We start from the raw sequence: 16,448 nt of genomic DNA on the forward strand, positions 1-16,448 counted from the left end.
GGTGCAATTTGTATAAATGAAGAATTAATACTGGAGGTATTTTACCTGCGCGCATAGTTATTTACAAGGGGGATGTATTGTTGTACATATATTCTTTTGACGGAGAACAGTTGAAATATATGCTGGTTGGCGGGGTAAACCTGCTGGCGGAAAATAAAGCGGAAATAGATGCGCTAAATGTTTTTCCGGTGCCGGATGGAGATACCGGAACTAATATGTATCTTACTATGCTCTCCGGAGTCAAGGAAGCAAAACAAGTGGATAATAACAGGATTGGTGAAGTGGTTGCAGCCCTTTCCAAAGGCTGTTTGCTGGGCGCCAGGGGAAACTCGGGGGTAATACTTTCGCAAATTTTTCGCGGTTTTGCTGAGGCGCTAAAAGGTTTGGACAGGGCCGGAGCCCGGGATATTGCCCGGGCGTTCAGCAGTGGCGCCGGTGCTGCGTACCAAGCAGTAGGCAACCCGGTGGAGGGGACGATACTTACGGTCAGCCGAAAAACGGCTGATGCTTTTGAGCGGGCCGCTGCCAGGAGCAATGACCCGGTGCGGGCGCTGTTGCTGGCCTCCCGTGCTGCCAGGCATGCCCTTGATGAGACGCCTGCTTTGCTGCCTGTTCTTAAAGAGGCAGGCGTGGTGGATGCCGGCGGCAAAGGTTTTGTGGTTATCCTGGAAGGAATTATTCAGGCCTTAAAGGATGCTGCCGCCCAAAGAAATATTGAGCTGTTTGATTTAGCCGCTACGCAGCAAAAAGAATTTGCCGGGACCAGGGCCAGGGAATTCAGCGCGGAAATTGAGTTTACCTATTGCACAGAATTTATTCTAATGGGCCGCAACATACCCCACGAAACTCTGCGCCAGGAACTAACACCTTATGGTGATTGCCTGCTGGTGGTGGGAGATGACCAGATCGCCAAGGTTCATATCCATTCCAATCATCCCGGGCTGGTTTTGGAATGTGCATTGAAATATGGTAGTCTTAATTCAGTACAGGTCAGCAATATGGAAGAACAAAACCAGGACTTTAAAAAAACCGGCGATAAAACAACTGCAGCTAAACCGGTGGGTGTTCTGGCGGTAGGCACCGGTGAAGGTATTGCCACCATCCTGGAAAGTATGGGGGTGGATGTCGTAGTTGAAGGCGGTCAAACCATGAACCCTTCAACGGAAGATCTACTTAAAGCTGCAGAGAAAGTAAACGCAGCTTCAATAATAATTCTACCAAATAACAAAAATATTCTGATGTCTGCCCGCCAAGCGGCAGAACTGATTGATAAGGACGCAGCCGTGGTTCCAACGGTAAGTATACCACAAGCCTTTGCCGCCATGCTGGCTTATAACCAGGATGACACTATGGTTGACAATAAAGCTAAAATGGAGCAAGCCCTGGCTGATGTTAAGACCGGCGAGGTGACCAAGGCTGTTCGGGACACAGTAATCAACGGCATGACTATTGCAGCGGGGGATTTTATCGGGCTGGCCGACGACGTTATGGTGGTGGCAGGCCGCAACCTAACGGGGGTTGTTAATACTCTAATACAAAAGATGCTCGACGAGGATTCCAGTCTTGCCAGTCTGTATTATGGTTCAGATATGACAGGGGTGGAATCCCGGGAAATAGCCAACCAGCTTCAGGCTGACTTTCCTGATATTGATTTTGAGGTACATTATGGGGGCCAGCCTTTGTATCATTTTCTGATTTCCGTTGAGTAAAAGGCAGGTGTTAATAATGAATAAAGTGCACATTGTTACCGACAGCACTGCTGATCTTCCCAAAAAACTGGTTGATCAATATAACATATCTGTGGTACCTTTGAAAGTTTTTTTTGGGCCAGAAAGCTATTTGGACGGAGTAGAGTTAAACTCCAGTGATTTTTTTACCCACCTGGCCGGAAGTAAAGAATTGCCGACCACTTCCCAGCCGTCACCGGTTGAATTTACTGAATTTTACCAAGAATGGGTTGATCAAGCGGCGGATATAATTTCAATCCATATTTCTGCCCACATGAGCGGTACTATCCAGTCAGCGCAATTGGCCAAAAAAATGTTAAATTATGATGGCCTGGAAGTTGTGGATTCCCAGGCAGTCAGCGTCGTGCTGGGAATGATGGTCCTCGCGGCCGCCCGTGCGGCGGCGGCAGGCTTATCCAGGGAAGAGATTATAACCCTGATTTGCAACATCATGACCGATCACCGAGTCTTTTTTATGGTTGATACTCTGGAATATCTGCAGCGCGGCGGGCGGATTGGCCGGGCGCAGGCTTTTCTGGGTACAGTGCTGAATGTAAAGCCCATATTGACCATACGCGAGGGGTTGATTTACCCCCACGAAAAGATCAGGGGCAGAAAGAAAGCAATTAGCAGGCTGGTTCAATTAATCAGTGAAAGTTACGGCGACAGCCCGTTGTTTTGTTTTTTAACCCACGGCAGTGATTTCGAGGGACTCCAGGCATTACAAGAGCTGGTTAAAAGTAAATTAAACTGCATTGAAATTATGGACAGCCGGCTGGGTTCCGTTGTTGGCGCCCATGTTGGTCCTGGATTATCAGGTCTTGCCGTTTGCCCGTACAAATATGTTAACTTCTAAACTAATGGAGAGAAAAAATCATGGCCTTAATTTTTATCAGCCTGGCGGCAGGTATTCTCATCGGTTATTTTCGTCCTCTTTCAGCCAGGGGGGCTAAGGTAACACATACTTTTACTATGCTGGGGCTAATAATTTTACTTGCCTCAATGGGTGCACAGCTCGGCAGCAATAAAAAAATCCTGGGTGAACTTGGGCAGATAGGTGTGGAAGCTGCTGTTCTGGCCGGCTGTAGTGTGGCCGGCAGTGTTTTACTGGTTTATTTCGCCCGGAATTATATTTACCGGGACCTTGAGCAAAAACTATCCCACTGGCAGGGGAGGGAGGATCGTTGACTTTTATTGTTGTCGGCGCCATTCTGGCCGGTGCTCTGTTCGGTTACTGGATACTTCCCGCCGGTATGCTGGGCTACCTGGATCAGGCCACGTCGCTGGCTTTGTGCATTATGCTGGTGGGGGTGGGAATTGACCTCGGCAGCCAGCGTCAAACATGGCTGCGCCTGCGGGCTTTGGGGTGGAAGATATTGCTCGTTCCCGTTCTTGTAGCAGTGGGCAGCCTGGCCGGGGCGGTGGCCGGCGGTACTTTTTTAGGTATGCCGTTTAATGAATCTTCGGCGATCGGGGCGGGCTTTGGCTGGTATAGCCTGTCCGGTGTGCTGATAGCTAAAATATACAGTGTTGAAACCGGCGCGCTGGCATTTTTAACCAACGTCAGCAGGGAATTACTTGCTTTTGTGCTTATTCCCGTGCTGGCGGCCAAGTTTGGCAACCTTGTAGCTGTTTCACCCGGAGGAGCCACCACTATGGATACCACTTTACCATTAATCGCTAAAGCCACCGATGCGGACACCACCGTTATTGCCGTTGTGAACGGGACGATTCTGTCTTCACTGGTTCCATTTCTGGTCCCTGTTTTGATCCATTTATAACTTAATTCCAAATCCTAATGGCGGTGATCCTTTGAAGCCGGTTCTTTGTACTTTTGTAATCTGTGACAGGGTTACGTCAAAACAAGGTAAATTTTCACTGGAAGGGGTATTTTACCGCATCCATCCGTTATTATACCCGGCCAAATACAAATGCTTTTTGGTGGTGGGGTGGTGCGGCGTGCCGGGGACCTACAGGTTCGGCCTTAGGTTCCTGGCTCCGGGGGGCCGGGTAACTTTGGAAATCAATGATTTTCAATTTTCCATCGGCCCGTCCAGCCCCTATCACAACACCATTATTAATGCCGAATTGCCTCTGCCGGAAGAGGGCATATATAATTTTGAGATTTATTTGGAGGGCGAACCGGCGGGCCGTTTTCCGCTGCACGTTATAACGGCGCCCGCCGGGATCAAACAGTGAGATTAATATGGATAATGTAATTGAGGTACATAATCTGGTTAAGAAATACAACGGGTTCACCGCAGTGGCAGGAATTAACTTTCAGGTGCGCCGGGGTGAATGTTTTGGTATATTGGGGCCCAATGGAGCAGGTAAATCGTCAACGGTTAAAATGATTTACTGCTTTTCCCCGGTTACTGCGGGAGAGATAACTGTATTGGGGATGGATGTGCTCAGTCGGCCCAGGGAGATAAAAGCACGAATGGGAGTTGTGGCCCAGGAAAACAATCTTGACCCTGATCTGACGGCATTACAAAATTTAGTTAGCTATGCCGGCTTTTATCGAATTTCCTCAGCTGAAGCCCGGGAAAGGGCTTTGGAATTGCTGGGGGTTTTTGGTTTGGAGGAATGGTCCAATCACAAGGTTGATGATCTTAGCGGAGGTATGAAAAGGAAGCTGACCATTGCCCGGGGCTTAATTAACAGACCGGAGGTGCTTATTTTAGACGAACCCACAACCGGACTTGACCCGCAGGCCAGGCATGTGGTATGGCAGCAGTTAAACAGCCTGCGCGAGCGCGGTGTAACCCTGCTGCTGACTACTCATTACCTGGATGAGGCCCAGCATTTATGCGACCGGCTGATAATTATGCACCGTGGTACAATTGTTGAGGAAGGGGCACCGGGTAAATTGGTGGAACGACATATTGGAGCTGAAGTTGTGGAAGTGGTCAAAGGCGCAGGTGCCGCAACAGAAATTGTTGCAAGCTCGAAAGATTTTATCAAAGGGCACCTGGTTGTGGGAGATAATTTATATTTATATCCCCTCGACGGGCGCGAACTTGTCCGCTTGTTGGGGCAGCTGGGTGTAGGGAGGTTGTACCTCAGGCCGGCCACGCTGGAGGATGTCTTTTTGAAATTGACGGGCAGGGGGCTTGTCGAAGAATGATTCAGCCATTCCTTCCGGACGTATCTGAACTGGTATGCCAGGTTTTTAAACGTAATTTTACCGTTTTCCGCCGTACCTGGATGGTCAGCATGTCCTTTAATTTTGTGGAACCGCTGCTCTACCTGGCGGCCATGGGTGTCGGTTTGGGGAGCTATGTACGCCCGATGGAGGGTTTGCCTTATCTTAATTTCATCGCTCCCGGCCTTACCGTAACCTCTGCCATGTTTGCCGCGGCTTACGAGTGTACATACGGCAGCTTCATCAGAATGGAATTTCAAAAGATCTATAACGCTATAATTGCCACTCCGGCCAGCGCTGATGACGTGGTGTTGGGAGACATGCTCTGGGGAGGCTTTAAATCGCTGCTGTACGGAACGGTGATATTACTGGTTATATTGGCGCTGGGACTGGTGCGGTCCCCTTGGGCCTTGCTGACGCCTCCGGTATTCTTACTGGCAGGTATAACCTTTGCTGCCATGTCAATGGTGTGGGTTGGTTTGGTTCCTAGCATAGATAGCTTTAATTACTTTTTCTCACTGGTGGTAACTCCATTGTTTCTGCTGTCCGGGGTGTTTTTCCCTGTGGATGACCTGGCCCCGGCCATGCGTGCGGCTGCCTGGCTCAGCCCTTTATATCACTCGGTAAGGGTGGCTAGGGGCATGATCAACGGCAGCGTTGGAACGTATATCTTGGCCGATATACTCTGGCTTGCCGTTCTAGCGCTGCTGCTGGTGCCCCTGGCCCTGTATTTGATGCGCAGGTTATTGATCAAGTAAATTAGGGTCTATTCCCAGTTCGGACAGCTTACTTTTGGCGGGCCGGCCGGTGGATTCGTCCCAGCCGCGTGCGCGGTAATATTCTGCCAGCGTTTCCTTTACCTTGGACTGGTCGAGTTTACGGCCGGCGGCCGGGCCGTTACCGACGGGCTCATTGTAAAACCGTGTCGGGTAATCACTGTCGGCAGGTTTTTCCCCGTGCTTGATATTAAAAAGTTTTTGCAAATTCCAGGTCCTTTCGCCGGCCCTGATCGTTTCTTCAGGCGAAAGGTCTATGCCCGTAAGCGCAGAATACAATCCGGAAATAAGTGTGGGTCCGACGGTGTGTAAAACCGGCGGCCTGATACACAGTCCGGTGGCATTATAAACCGCGATCAGGTCTTCGGACCATTTGCTCATTTTGGGTATATGTATATCCAAAGTGGCGGGGTCGAATATTTGCTGCTTTAATGCCGGGTCCATGTCCAAGTTGTCGTACATGGTTTGCGGGAAGGCGAATTTTTCAGTTCGGTAAGGCACCGGGTTTTCGTTATAGCGCAGGTTTTCCACCGGGTTGCGGGTGCGCAGGTGATCGCCCCCCCTGGTATTGGTTATGAACCCCAGGCTCCAGGTGGACCAGCGCCCGCGCGGGTCAAAGATGAAGCATTCCAAGCCCTTGACGTGAATGGCGCCGGAATCGCTGCCCGTCAGCCGGGCGGCGGCTTTGCGGGTACCTTCGGCAAGGATATCGCCGGCGCCCCTGCGGTAGGCAATATCCTCCAGCAGGTTTAGAGTGGATTCCTCATCGCCCCAGGATAATTTATAACCCAGATCGCTTTCGGTAAGCTGTCCCTTTTGAAACAGTTCCATCGCCTGGGCCACCGCTGCGGCGGCGGATACCATATCCACGCCCAGCCGCTGGCAGGATTCGGTCAGGCGGGCAATGGCGGGGAGGTTGTTGATATCACAGCCGGCGCCGAACCCAATAACCGGTGTTACTTCCATATCCTTCATTTTTAACCCGCTGTACGGCCCTTCTTTGACCTCAACCCAGTGGGCGCAGGCTATGGGGCAGGCAATACAGGCCACCCCGCGGTTGCTGTATCGGGGAACCAGCTTGCGGCTCCTGGTTTCCAGCCAGCCGTCAATTACCCCGGTTTGAAAATTCCTGCCGGGCAGGATGCCGAATTCCTGGTAGGGTATGGTGACCAGCATGGTGCCGAAGCGTTCGAAGGGGCCGTAAAAGGGGGAAGCATAAATTGCCTTGCTGGTAGCGGTAACGGCTTCAACGAATTCCTTTTTGCGCGCAACTGACACAGCCCCTGTGCCCCGGACGGCTATGGCCTTTAAATTTTTGGAGCCCATCACCGCGCCCAGCCCGGTTCTGGCCCAGGCGTCATAAGGGCCGTTTTCAATGCTGGCAAATTTAACCAGGTTTTCGCCCGCCGGTCCGATGACGGCAACCTGCAGTTCCGGCTCGGACAGTTCTTTGCGCAAGGCGGCTATGGCATGCCAGCAGTCTTTGCCCCACAGGTGGCCGGCCGGTAAAATGTTTACAGCATCGTTGCGGATGCTGATAGTCACTGGCCGGGGCGCTTTGCCCCGGATAATGATTCCGTCATAACCGGCGAATTTCAGTTCGCTGCCCCAGTAATTGCCTGAATTGGCGGTGCCAAAAAGACCGGTTGCCGGCGATTTGGCTGAGACCTCGGACCGGCTGGCAGTGGGGACGTTGGTGCCGACCAGGACTCCCGCGTTAAAAACAATAATATTTTCCGGCCCCAGCGGGTCAGCCCCGGCCGGAATCTGATCCAATAAAATTTTGGCGTTGAAACCCAAACCCGAAAGATGTTTTCGGCAAAACTCTTTTTCCAAATCAATGGTTTCTATCTTTCCGTCTGATAAATTAATGTCCAGTATTTTCCCGGCATATCCGCGGTAGTTGTTCATGACGATTCACCCCTTTCTTCCCCGGTTTCCAGCACTTTGAGCGCCCCGGAGGGACAGGCCCGGGCGCACTGCAGGCAGCCGGAACAGGAAGATAAAAAACGCAGCTCAAATTTGCCTAAAAAATCATCCCGGTAAATTTTTATATTTGATAGATTAAGATCAAAGCTTCCATGATTAATTAACGAACACGTCAGAGCGCAAGTACTGCATCCGATACAGTGCCGGGGTCGGACGGCCAGCTCCTTGGCCATAAATATCACCAACTTTTTTGTTAAAATTTAATGGTTATATTTAAATATTCAATAAATTTTGAACCAACCCTGCAAATTATAAAATACGTCTTCATAGTTGTAAAATATGGATTATAATTTTAATTTATGTTGCAGATTATTAAATAATGGATTACGATAAAAAATATGCTTAGATATTGTGAAAGGGAGTATTTGAGTTGAAATTGCCGCAAATTAAAATTGGTAAACTAATACCCAGGTTTCCAATTATTCAGGGAGGTATGGCCTTGCGCGTTTCCACTGCCCCGCTTGTAGCTGCCGTGGCGGAAGCCGGTGGTATCGGGGTGCTGGGCGCCACAGGGATGGCCCCTGATGAACTCAGGGTGGAAATAAGAAAAGCACGGGATTTAACCTCGGGTATCATTGGGGTAAATATTATGTTCGCCATCCGTAATTTTGCCCAAATGGTACGTACCGCTCTGGAGGAAAAAATTGATATTGTATTCACCGGGGCCGGCTTTTCCCGTGATGTATTTGGATGGGGAAAAGAATGTGGGATCCCTGTGGTTTCCATTGTGTCATCCGGAAAACTTGCAGCCATAGCGGAAAAGTACGGGGCGGCCGCGGTGGTGGCAGAGGGTGTTGAAGCAGGCGGTCACCTTGGCACCAACCGCTCATTATTTGATATATTACCCGAAATAAGGGCAAAGGTTAAAATACCTGTAATTGCTGCCGGAGGCATTATTGATGGCTTTGGCGTGGCCAAGGCGTTAAAAATGGGTGCCGATGGTGTTCAAATGGCGACCAGGTTTGTACTGAGCAAAGAGTGCGCTGTTGCCAAAGCTTTTAAGGAAATGTATTTAAAGGCAAGGGCTGAGGATGTGGTGGTTGTGGAGAGTCCTGTGGGCTTGCCGGGAAGGGCTTTGCGCAACGAATTTGTTGAAAAGCTGCAGCAGGGCAGCCAGCCAAACCCTGAAAAGTGCCGGAATTGTTTAAAGGTATGCTCGCACAAATACTGCATCATGGATGCGCTTGAAAACTCACGTACCGGGCAGGTTGATGAAGGGCTGGTATTTTGCGGGCAAAATGTTTATCAAATTAAAGATATATTACCGGTTAAAGATATCTTTAAACGGATTGTTGCCGAAGTGGAATCGGTTGAATAGCATGTACCAGAGTAATTGTAACTGCTGGAGAATCGGAGGTGCCTGATGAAAGAAAACCGGATAATTTCCTATGGTGGAAGAACGCCAAAGCTGCACGAAACTGTTTTTGTAGCGCCTGGAGCCAAAATTATCGGCCGGGTCTCAATTGGTGAAAACAGTAGTGTATGGTATAACGTGGTAATTCGCGGAGATGTTGATGAGGTAACAATCGGCGCCGGCACCAATATCCAGGATGGTGCGGTTCTACACCAGGACAGGGGATTCCCTCTGGTTATCGGCAATAATGTTACAGTGGGACATAATGCCATCGTGCACGGTGGTATCGTGGGTGACGGGGCCGTTATCGGTATGGGCGCCATTGTTATGTCCGGAGCCAAAATCGGTGCCAACAGCGTGCTTGGTGCGGGATCACTATTGCCCCAGGGTAAGGAGATTCCGGCTAATTCGCTGGCTTTGGGTTCTCCCGCCAAGGTAGTGAGACAGCTTACTCCGGAAGAAGTGCATAATTTTGGGGAAATGGCCAGAGTCTACAGCCGGCGTGCCAAATTCTACCGTGGTGCCGGGGATAATCCCGACATTTAATAAATCTTTCTGCCTGGTGCTGTTGGATTTGTACCGAATCACCCGTATTCATGTGAACCGCTGGGGATTATTTCAGCTTTTTTTCACTGGTCCATTTATGATAAAATACTTAGTACGTTTACTCATAAGTCTCCTGTATAATTAATTATAAAACTAAGGAATTTAAAGATAGAATTTGTTTGTAACGGAGGAAACACAGTGCAAGTGAGTCCGACCGGAGTGGGGACAGGCCCGCCTCTGAAAGAAATACTGTTTTCAATAAAGAATTACATTGAAGTTACCAAACCCAGGTCAGTATTTTTACTGGTTTTTACCGCGCTGGTCACCATGTTGATAGCCGCCTCTCAATACGGCATGACGGCGTTAGTGCTTACCAAGGCTCTCCTGGCCATCACCCTGGCTTGTTCAGGAGTTAATACGGTAAGCTGCTACGTGGACCGGGACATAGACGCCATCATGGAAAGAACCAGGCATCGTCCAATTCCCTCCGGCAGGATAGCCCCACCGGTGAAAGCACTGGTGTGGGGTTTGGCTCAATTTATCGCCGCCTTGGGAATAGCGTTGACCCTCAATCCGGAATCTTTTTTATGCATTTTTGCCGGTATGTTGGGTTATGTTGGTATCTACAGCCTGTGGTTCAAACGAAAGAGTTCCTGGAACATCATCCTGGGCGGGTTCAACGGCGGTTTGCCCGCATTATTTGGTTGGACGGCGGTAGCGGGCAAAGTTGAGGCGCTGCCGGTACTTATAGCGCTGCTTGTAATATTATGGATTCCCAACCACATCTGGAATTTGGCCATATTTTATAAGGACGATTACCGCAATGTTGGCGTACCCATGTTGCCGGTGGTTTGTGATATAAAACGCACGTTGTTATACATCATGCTTACCGTAATAGGCATGTTTTCCTTATCTATCGGTATATATTTAACCGGAGCCTTTGGCATGTTTTATCTGGTATGTGCTGTAATTTGCGGTATAGCCATAACTGCCGGTAATATTTACTTATTCCTTGTTCCCGAGCAAAAAAAAGCCTGGTTTTTATACAAATTGTCCAGCCCGTACCTGTTTATTATCTTTTTAGCCATGATGATAGATCTGTATTTATAGCTTGCGTAAATATTTAAAAAAATATAAAATTGTGTTTGACTTAATTAATTAACACATTAATTTGTTGGTTTTTTTAACAAAGGAGGTGGCCTGGTTGAACAATAACAGTTTTAACGAAATACTTGATTTTAACGCCAATAATATTCTCCGCACCGAACCCGCATTGGATGAAGCTGAAAAAATGCTGATCAGGGAGGCGGGCTCAACTGTTCATTACCCCAAGGGCCACATAATTTTTGCCACCGGTGATATATCCGACCGGGTGTACTTAATCGAAAGCGGATGGGTTAAAATCTACAGGCTTTCCGCGGACGGCAGGAGGGTTACAGTGGGAAGCATCCGCAGCCCGGGCGAAATGATGGGCCTGGCGGAAACTTTGGCGGGAGCTGAACGTACATGTTTTGCCGGAGCGATTAATGACGTTTCTATGGTGGTTATGACCAAAAGTAAATTTGAAGAATTAATGGCCCAGCATTCCATGTTAGCAATAAAGGTTGCTAAATTGCTGGGTGCCAGGATGCGCGAGGCGGAAGCCATCATCCACGAAATGGTATGCTGGCAGGCTCCGGGCAGGCTGGCCATGATGCTGATAAAAATGGGCGAGAGAATGGGTGTGCAGTCCAAAGGCGGGATTAAAATCAACCTGCAGCTTACCCATGAGGAAATAGCCAACATGGTCGGGACATCCCGCCAGACGGTGACTTCGCTACTAAATACCTTTAAACAAGAGAAAAGCATCGTCTACGAGGGCAGGGCGATAAGGATAATAAACCCCGACAAACTCGCCAAATGGGTCATCTAGGGGGTCAGGCTTAAAATAACTATAATAACTGCAATTTAATTATTGCATGGCGGCCATAGTTTTGGCCGCTATATTTTTATTTCGAAATGTCACTGGTTTTAGTAAAATAAACTTGAAAATTTTGTGGTATTTACGGGGTGTTATATGCTTAAACTAAGTGATCAAGCGATAATGGAGTTAGTGGATAATAGCCAGGTTTTTCAAAGGGGATGGCAATATTATAAAGAAAACAGGGTGACTGCCCTAAAATTCAATAAAGAGGAATTATACCTCTCCGCCCTGGTTAGTGGCGAACAGCAGTACGAAGTTGAAATAGGCTTTTCAAAAGATGGTGAAGTTTATGACATATCTTGTGACTGCCCCGCGTATTTTCAATACGAGGGTGCATGTAAGCATATTGTTGCGGTGTTACTGGCCTTTCGCGATAAGGCCAGGGTTAAGGCTAAAAATAAAAGTAACACTCATGAAAATGTACTGGCGCAAAGTATTTTAGATTATTTTAATGGTGTTAATGACCCGCCCAAAATTCCAGTGGATTTGGAATTAACCCTGGATTACGGGAATGAAATGAGGGGTATGGCGCGTCATGTGGTCTCTTCTCTCACTTTGCGCATGGGGGAGGGTAAATTATATGTTGTTAAAAACGTTAAAAATCTTTTGAAGGCCATGAATAAAGGAGAAACTATCGTCTTTGGCAAGAATTTTACTTATTCTCCTTACAGCCACGCGTTCAGTCCTAAAATTGGTCCGGTAATTGATCTTTTGCAGGAAATGTATGAAATTGAAGAGAGCATGTTGGAAGATTACTGGTACGGAGGCTGGCAAAGTGCTCAAGGCAGGCTCTTTAAGGGTAAGCAGGTTTTATTAACAAGGTCGCTGGCGCTCAGATTGTTGGCGCTGCTGCCCTCCGAAGGCTTCAATATCAAGATATTTAACCAAGAGTTTATTAATGTGCCAATACTGGAGCAGGATTTGCCTTTACGCTTTTTACTGGATAAAAAAAATAATGACCTGTTACTGAACTGGGAAGAGATGGATATATTCCCTCTGGTTGCAACCGGGGAATATTTCTTTTACGGCGGCAGGGTTTATAAAATTTCTAATTATCAGAGAGAATTTTTTGCGCCTTTGGTAAATGCATTTGCCCAATCTCCCGATGGCATTCGATTTTCCAAACGGCAAAGGGATCGTTTTATAGCAGAAGTACTGCCGGTGGTTAAAAAAATAGGCCGGATTGATCTTTCGCCAGTGGTACAGGATAGTTTGCTTCAAGAAGATTTAATGGCGAAAGTTTATTTAGACAGGGCAGGGGACGACGTTACAGCCAAAGTTGAATTCGTTTACGGTGAAGTCCGCATCAATCCTTTTGCCGCAGAGTCTCCACCGGCCACGGGGGATAAAATTCTTGTGCGCGACCCGGCAGGGGAAAAGGCAATATTAAGCCTGTTTGAACAGGCTGAGTTCAGGACTCAAAATGGCAGTTTATATTTAAAGCAGGAAGATGCGATATATGATTTCGTGCAGCATCTCTTGCCGAAAGTTCAGCAAGTGGCGGAAGTATATTATTCCGAGAGTTTCCACAAAATCCGCTTCCGGAATGCTAAAGCATTCTCCGGAGGGATTCGCCTGATTGAGGATAGTGGCATGCTGGAAATTTCTTTTGAGCTGGAAGACATTGATATGTCGGAAATGGGCGCCATATTCCAGTCCCTCAGGGAGAAAAAGAAGTATTACCGGCTTAAAGACGGCTCATTTCTGCAATTGGATACACCCGAAGTTAATTTGGACCAAATGCTGCATATGCTCGATATGCTTGATCTCACGGAAAAGGATTTAAGAAAAAATGTAATTAAATTGCCCCGGTACAGAGCCTTGTATATTGACCGGTGCCTTAAGGAAGCTGACTTGCATTTCACCAAAAACCCGGCATTTAAACAACTGGTGCAAAATATTACGGAACCCCGGGACCTGGAATTTAATCCCCCCGAGAATCTAAGAGGTGAACTGAGGGATTACCAGAAGGTAGGGTTTAAATGGCTTAAAGCGCTGGCTGCGTATGGCCTGGGTGGAATTTTAGCCGATGATATGGGGCTGGGAAAAACGATCCAGGCTATTGCCTTTATTATCTCGGAAAAGGAAAAGGTACAGGCCCCCAGCCTGGTGATTGCGCCCACTTCGGTGGTATACAACTGGCAGGATGAAGTTGAAAAATTTGCGCCCGGTTTGAAGGTTGTGGTGGTGTCAGGAACCCGCAGGGAACGGGAATTACAAATTAAGGCGGCTAAAGATGCGGATTTAGTAATTACTTCCTATGCTTTAATCAGGCGTGACATAGAGTTATACGAGGATTTTTATTTTGGTTATTGCTTTTTAGACGAGGCGCAACATATTAAAAACCCCGGTTCGCTTAACGCCAGAGCTGTAAAAATTATTAAAGCCAGGGGCTATTTCGCCCTCACCGGCACTCCCATGGAAAATAATTTGACTGAATTATGGTCCATTTTTGATTTTGTCATGCGCGGCTACCTGTTATCCCACCAGAAATTTGTGAAAAAATATGAGCGGCCGGTTATCAGAGACCAGAACCAAAGAGTTTTGCAAGAATTGCAAAAACAAATAACTCCTTTTATTTTGCGCAGGATGAAAAAAGAAGTTTTACAGGAGCTGCCGCCCAAGATAGAAAGCAGGGTACTCACTGATTTAACCAGGGAACAAAAGAAAATTTATCTTACCTATTTGCAGCAGGCCAGGGGTGAAATTGAAGAGTCAATCGCAGCCAGGGGGTTTGCAAACAGTCAAATCCAAATTTTGGCGGTTCTGACCAGGCTGCGCCAAATTTGCTGTCACCCGTCCACATTTTTGGAAAACTACAGAGGTGACAGCGGTAAGCTGCTGTATCTAAAAGAAACTCTGCAGGACACCGTTAAAAGCGGTCACAGGATTCTGCTGTTTTCCCAGTTTACCGGCATGCTCGGTATTATTCAAAAGCTGCTTGATGCTGAGCAAATAGATTATTTTTATCTGGATGGCTCCACCAAAGCAGAGGTAAGGGGTCAGATGGTGCAGGCATTCAATAAAGGTGCGCGGGACGTCTTTTTAATATCCTTGAAGGCCGGTGGGACCGGTTTAAATTTAACCGGCGCGGATATGGTAATTCATTATGACCCCTGGTGGAATCCGGCCGTGGAAGAACAGGCAACAGACCGGGTTTATCGCATTGGCCAGAAAAATGCGGTCCAGGTGATTAAGCTAATTACCAGGGGCACCATTGAAGAGAAAATATATAACCTCCAACAAAAGAAAAAGGCGATGATTGATTCGGTTATCCAGCCCGGGGAAACAATGCTCTCCAAAATGACCGAACAAGAACTCCTTGATCTATTGGGGTCAGGCTTAAACTAACGATAATAACTAGATCGTAGGATTAGAATATTAAAACGCGTGCGAATGGGAATTGACTTAAAGCGCGCGTTTTTTTGCGCGCACGCGTGCAGTTGGGTTTGTCGCCGGCACGACGTTTTTAATGTCACCAAGATGACTTTTGGCTGTCATTTTGCTGACATTAAGCGTATCTATTATTTGCTAAACTTATTTTTAGTATTAATAATTGTGATAATTAACTGAGATAGAAAGGTGGTGAGTTATGGTAAGCGCACTGTTGGATAAATGGTTTCATCCAAACCGTGCCAAGCAGCAGGAACTGGAGGACAGGATCAGGGAATTGCAGGAACTTTCCAATATAGCTCTGGAAATTGGCAACCGTCAGATTTACCAAAGCCTGCAGGTAGAATCAAACGAATTATTGATGAAATATTTTGTATATGCTTTTTTTGACGGGCTTCGTTTTCTTGTACCCCACCTTTTTCTACTTGCGTTAATAAGCACGAAAATCAGTTCAATCCAACTGCCGGTTAGCTTGCCGGCGCTTGGCGATAAATTGTCTGTTGTAATTGTATATATTGTGCTGGCAGTGTTGGCGAATTATCTTTATAAAAAATATAAACGTAATAGAGACTGCCTATCGAAAATTTATTAACTTGGGAGGTTAATGTAGATGGATTTTTCAGTGGCCGGTGTGCATGTTAGCCCCATATTTTTGATTTTATGGTCTTTATTTGTAGGTTATGTTTTTTCAACGGTTGGCGCCGCAGGTGGGATTCTGGCCGGTGTCGGTCACATCACTATCTTTGGTTTAAAAAATGCCAATATTGTAAAACCTATGAACCAGGTTTTAACCCTTATAAGCCCGGTAATTTCTTCCCCCTTATATTTCAAAGAGCGCCGCTTGGTTGTGCCTGCGGCTGTAGCTCTGGGCCTCGGCGGCATAGCCGGTGCCTTGATCGGGTCGTATCTTTCCCATACCTTTTTGCCGGATATGAAAAGCTATAAGCCTTTATTCGGCGCTATCACCTTGTTTATAGCAGTTAAAATCTGGCTGGAAATGCTGCCGTCCGCCCAGGCTAAACAACAAAACGTTAAAAAAGCCAACAAAGCCTTTGAAGATAAGGTAAAGGAATTAAAAGCAGCGGGCAGAATGAACGAACTTAAAGATATCGGCGTTAAGTTTAGAGAAATTGGAATTAACAATACGTTTACTTTCGCTGGCGAAACCTTTAAATACAATGCTTTGTCTCCCTTTATCGCCGGCCTGCTTGTCGCCATTATTTCCGCTGCGCTGGGTGTCGGCGGCGGCTTCCTGCTGGTGCCTTACCTGAGCAGCATGTTGGGTTTCCCTATGTTTATCGTGGCAGGTACTTCCGTGCTCTCAATCCTGGTATCTTCCGCCACCAGTATCGCCAATTACCTTCGTATGGGCAGCAGCCTGGACTATGCCATGTTAGGCTTTGAGGTAATTGGCGTAATCGTGGGTTCCTACCTTGGCCCCGTATTATCCAAGTATATCAAAGGCCAGTACTTAAAGATTTTCCTGGCTGTAGTTCTGACGTATATCGGAATCGGCTATGTATTAGCGGGTTTCGGAATTAAAATCGTTTAATAA

16 protein-coding genes are annotated in these 16,448 nt (G+C 47.4%); 14 read left to right on the top strand and 2 right to left on the bottom strand.

The window, feature by feature from the left end; translation table 11 throughout:
* The first annotated feature begins 80 nt into the window (after nt 1-80).
* Genes H569_RS0112420 through H569_RS0112450 form a run of 7 tightly spaced genes read left to right on the top strand, consistent with a single transcriptional unit; the run spans nt 81 to nt 5,630 of the window.
* On the top strand, nt 81-1,709 hold the full coding sequence (locus H569_RS0112420) for a DAK2 domain-containing protein (RefSeq protein WP_027365259.1): 1,629 nt from the start codon (nt 81-83) through the stop codon (nt 1,707-1,709).
* A 16-nt stretch (nt 1,710-1,725) separates the two neighbouring features.
* Nucleotides 1,726-2,583 (top strand): DegV family protein, encoded by an 858-nt coding sequence (locus tag H569_RS0112425; RefSeq protein ID WP_027365260.1) that lies wholly within the window; start codon nt 1,726-1,728, stop codon nt 2,581-2,583.
* A gap of 20 nt (nt 2,584-2,603) precedes the next feature.
* Entirely contained in the window at nt 2,604-2,915 is a 312-nt protein-coding gene (locus tag H569_RS20280; RefSeq protein ID WP_051273633.1) for a LysO family transporter, read from the top strand.
* Nucleotides 2,912-3,508: a lysine exporter LysO family protein gene (locus tag H569_RS0112435; protein WP_027365261.1), complete on the top strand. Its 597-nt coding sequence runs from the start codon at nt 2,912-2,914 to the stop codon at nt 3,506-3,508. The genes H569_RS20280 and H569_RS0112435 overlap by 4 nt, the downstream gene beginning before the upstream one ends.
* A 31-nt stretch (nt 3,509-3,539) precedes the next feature.
* On the top strand, nt 3,540-3,926 hold the full coding sequence (locus tag H569_RS0112440) for a DUF6941 family protein (protein WP_027365262.1): 387 nt from the start codon (nt 3,540-3,542) through the stop codon (nt 3,924-3,926).
* 7 nt (nt 3,927-3,933) lie between these two features.
* The gene (locus H569_RS0112445; protein ID WP_027365263.1) at nt 3,934-4,854 is read left to right on the top strand and encodes an ABC transporter ATP-binding protein; all 921 of its coding nucleotides are present in this window, start codon (nt 3,934-3,936) and stop codon (nt 4,852-4,854) included.
* Entirely contained in the window at nt 4,851-5,630 is a 780-nt protein-coding gene (locus H569_RS0112450; protein WP_027365264.1) for an ABC transporter permease, read from the top strand. Before H569_RS0112445 ends, H569_RS0112450 begins: the two co-directional genes overlap by 4 nt.
* On the opposite strand, the gene H569_RS0112455 is transcribed toward H569_RS0112450, so the two are convergent.
* Both H569_RS0112455 and H569_RS0112460 read right to left on the bottom strand, forming a co-directional pair.
* A complete protein-coding gene (locus H569_RS0112455; RefSeq protein ID WP_027365265.1) occupies nt 5,616-7,559 on the bottom strand; it encodes an aldehyde ferredoxin oxidoreductase family protein in 1,944 nt (647 codons plus the stop codon). The two genes, H569_RS0112450 and H569_RS0112455, sit on opposite strands and share 15 nt — an antisense overlap.
* Nucleotides 7,556-7,810 carry a 4Fe-4S binding protein gene (locus tag H569_RS0112460; RefSeq protein ID WP_027365266.1) on the bottom strand — a complete coding sequence of 85 codons (255 nt, stop codon included), beginning with the start codon at nt 7,808-7,810 and terminating at the stop codon, nt 7,556-7,558. The genes H569_RS0112455 and H569_RS0112460 overlap by 4 nt, the downstream gene beginning before the upstream one ends.
* 197 nt (nt 7,811-8,007) lie before the next feature.
* On the opposite strand from H569_RS0112460, the gene H569_RS0112465 reads away from it, so the two are divergent.
* The 7 genes from H569_RS0112465 to H569_RS0112495 all read left to right on the top strand — a co-directional run bounded on the left by H569_RS0112465 (nt 8,008) and on the right by H569_RS0112495 (nt 16,445).
* Nucleotides 8,008-8,955, top strand: coding sequence for an NAD(P)H-dependent flavin oxidoreductase (locus H569_RS0112465; RefSeq protein ID WP_027365267.1), 948 nt, complete (start codon nt 8,008-8,010; stop codon nt 8,953-8,955).
* A 45-nt stretch (nt 8,956-9,000) separates the two neighbouring features.
* Nucleotides 9,001-9,537, top strand: a complete 537-nt coding sequence (locus H569_RS0112470; protein ID WP_051273634.1) for a gamma carbonic anhydrase family protein — start codon at nt 9,001-9,003, stop codon at nt 9,535-9,537.
* Between the two features lie 198 nt (nt 9,538-9,735).
* Nucleotides 9,736-10,647, top strand: a complete 912-nt coding sequence (gene cyoE, locus H569_RS0112475) for a heme o synthase (protein WP_027365269.1) — start codon at nt 9,736-9,738, stop codon at nt 10,645-10,647.
* Between the two features lie 181 nt (nt 10,648-10,828).
* Nucleotides 10,829-11,449 carry a Crp/Fnr family transcriptional regulator gene (locus tag H569_RS0112480; protein ID WP_051273638.1) on the top strand — a complete coding sequence of 207 codons (621 nt, stop codon included), beginning with the start codon at nt 10,829-10,831 and terminating at the stop codon, nt 11,447-11,449.
* 144 nt (nt 11,450-11,593) lie between these two features.
* On the top strand, nt 11,594-14,851 hold the full coding sequence (locus tag H569_RS0112485; RefSeq protein WP_027365271.1) for a DEAD/DEAH box helicase: 3,258 nt from the start codon (nt 11,594-11,596) through the stop codon (nt 14,849-14,851).
* A gap of 241 nt (nt 14,852-15,092) precedes the next feature.
* Complete coding sequence (locus H569_RS0112490) at nt 15,093-15,485, top strand: hypothetical protein (RefSeq protein ID WP_027365272.1); 393 nt, start codon at nt 15,093-15,095, stop codon at nt 15,483-15,485.
* 18 nt (nt 15,486-15,503) lie between these two features.
* Nucleotides 15,504-16,445, top strand: a complete 942-nt coding sequence (locus H569_RS0112495) for a sulfite exporter TauE/SafE family protein (RefSeq protein ID WP_027365273.1) — start codon at nt 15,504-15,506, stop codon at nt 16,443-16,445.
* Nucleotides 16,446-16,448: the final 3 nt, after the last annotated feature.

The organism is Desulfotruncus alcoholivorax DSM 16058 (genome assembly GCF_000430885.1).
GTDB classification, from domain to species: Bacteria; Bacillota; Desulfotomaculia; order Desulfotomaculales; family Desulfallaceae; genus Desulfotruncus; species Desulfotruncus alcoholivorax.

What these genes read in the sequence shown, in the direction of transcription:
- H569_RS0112425 (WP_027365260.1), top strand. Translation starts at nt 1,726, where the DNA reads ATGAATAAAGTGCACATTGTTACCGACAGCACTGCTGATCTTCCCAAA.
- H569_RS20280 (WP_051273633.1), top strand. Translation starts at nt 2,604, where the DNA reads ATGGCCTTAATTTTTATCAGCCTGGCGGCAGGTATTCTCATCGGTTAT.
- H569_RS0112445 (WP_027365263.1), top strand. Translation starts at nt 3,934, where the DNA reads ATGGATAATGTAATTGAGGTACATAATCTGGTTAAGAAATACAACGGG.
- H569_RS0112450 (WP_027365264.1), top strand. Translation starts at nt 4,851, where the DNA reads ATGATTCAGCCATTCCTTCCGGACGTATCTGAACTGGTATGCCAGGTT.
- H569_RS0112455 (WP_027365265.1), bottom strand. Translation starts at nt 7,559, where the DNA reads ATGAACAACTACCGCGGATATGCCGGGAAAATACTGGACATTAATTTA.
- H569_RS0112460 (WP_027365266.1), bottom strand. Translation starts at nt 7,810, where the DNA reads ATGGCCAAGGAGCTGGCCGTCCGACCCCGGCACTGTATCGGATGCAGT.
- H569_RS0112470 (WP_051273634.1), top strand. Translation starts at nt 9,001, where the DNA reads ATGAAAGAAAACCGGATAATTTCCTATGGTGGAAGAACGCCAAAGCTG.
- H569_RS0112480 (WP_051273638.1), top strand. Translation starts at nt 10,829, where the DNA reads ATGCTGATCAGGGAGGCGGGCTCAACTGTTCATTACCCCAAGGGCCAC.
- H569_RS0112485 (WP_027365271.1), top strand. Translation starts at nt 11,594, where the DNA reads ATGCTTAAACTAAGTGATCAAGCGATAATGGAGTTAGTGGATAATAGC.
- H569_RS0112490 (WP_027365272.1), top strand. Translation starts at nt 15,093, where the DNA reads ATGGTAAGCGCACTGTTGGATAAATGGTTTCATCCAAACCGTGCCAAG.
- H569_RS0112495 (WP_027365273.1), top strand. Translation starts at nt 15,504, where the DNA reads ATGGATTTTTCAGTGGCCGGTGTGCATGTTAGCCCCATATTTTTGATT.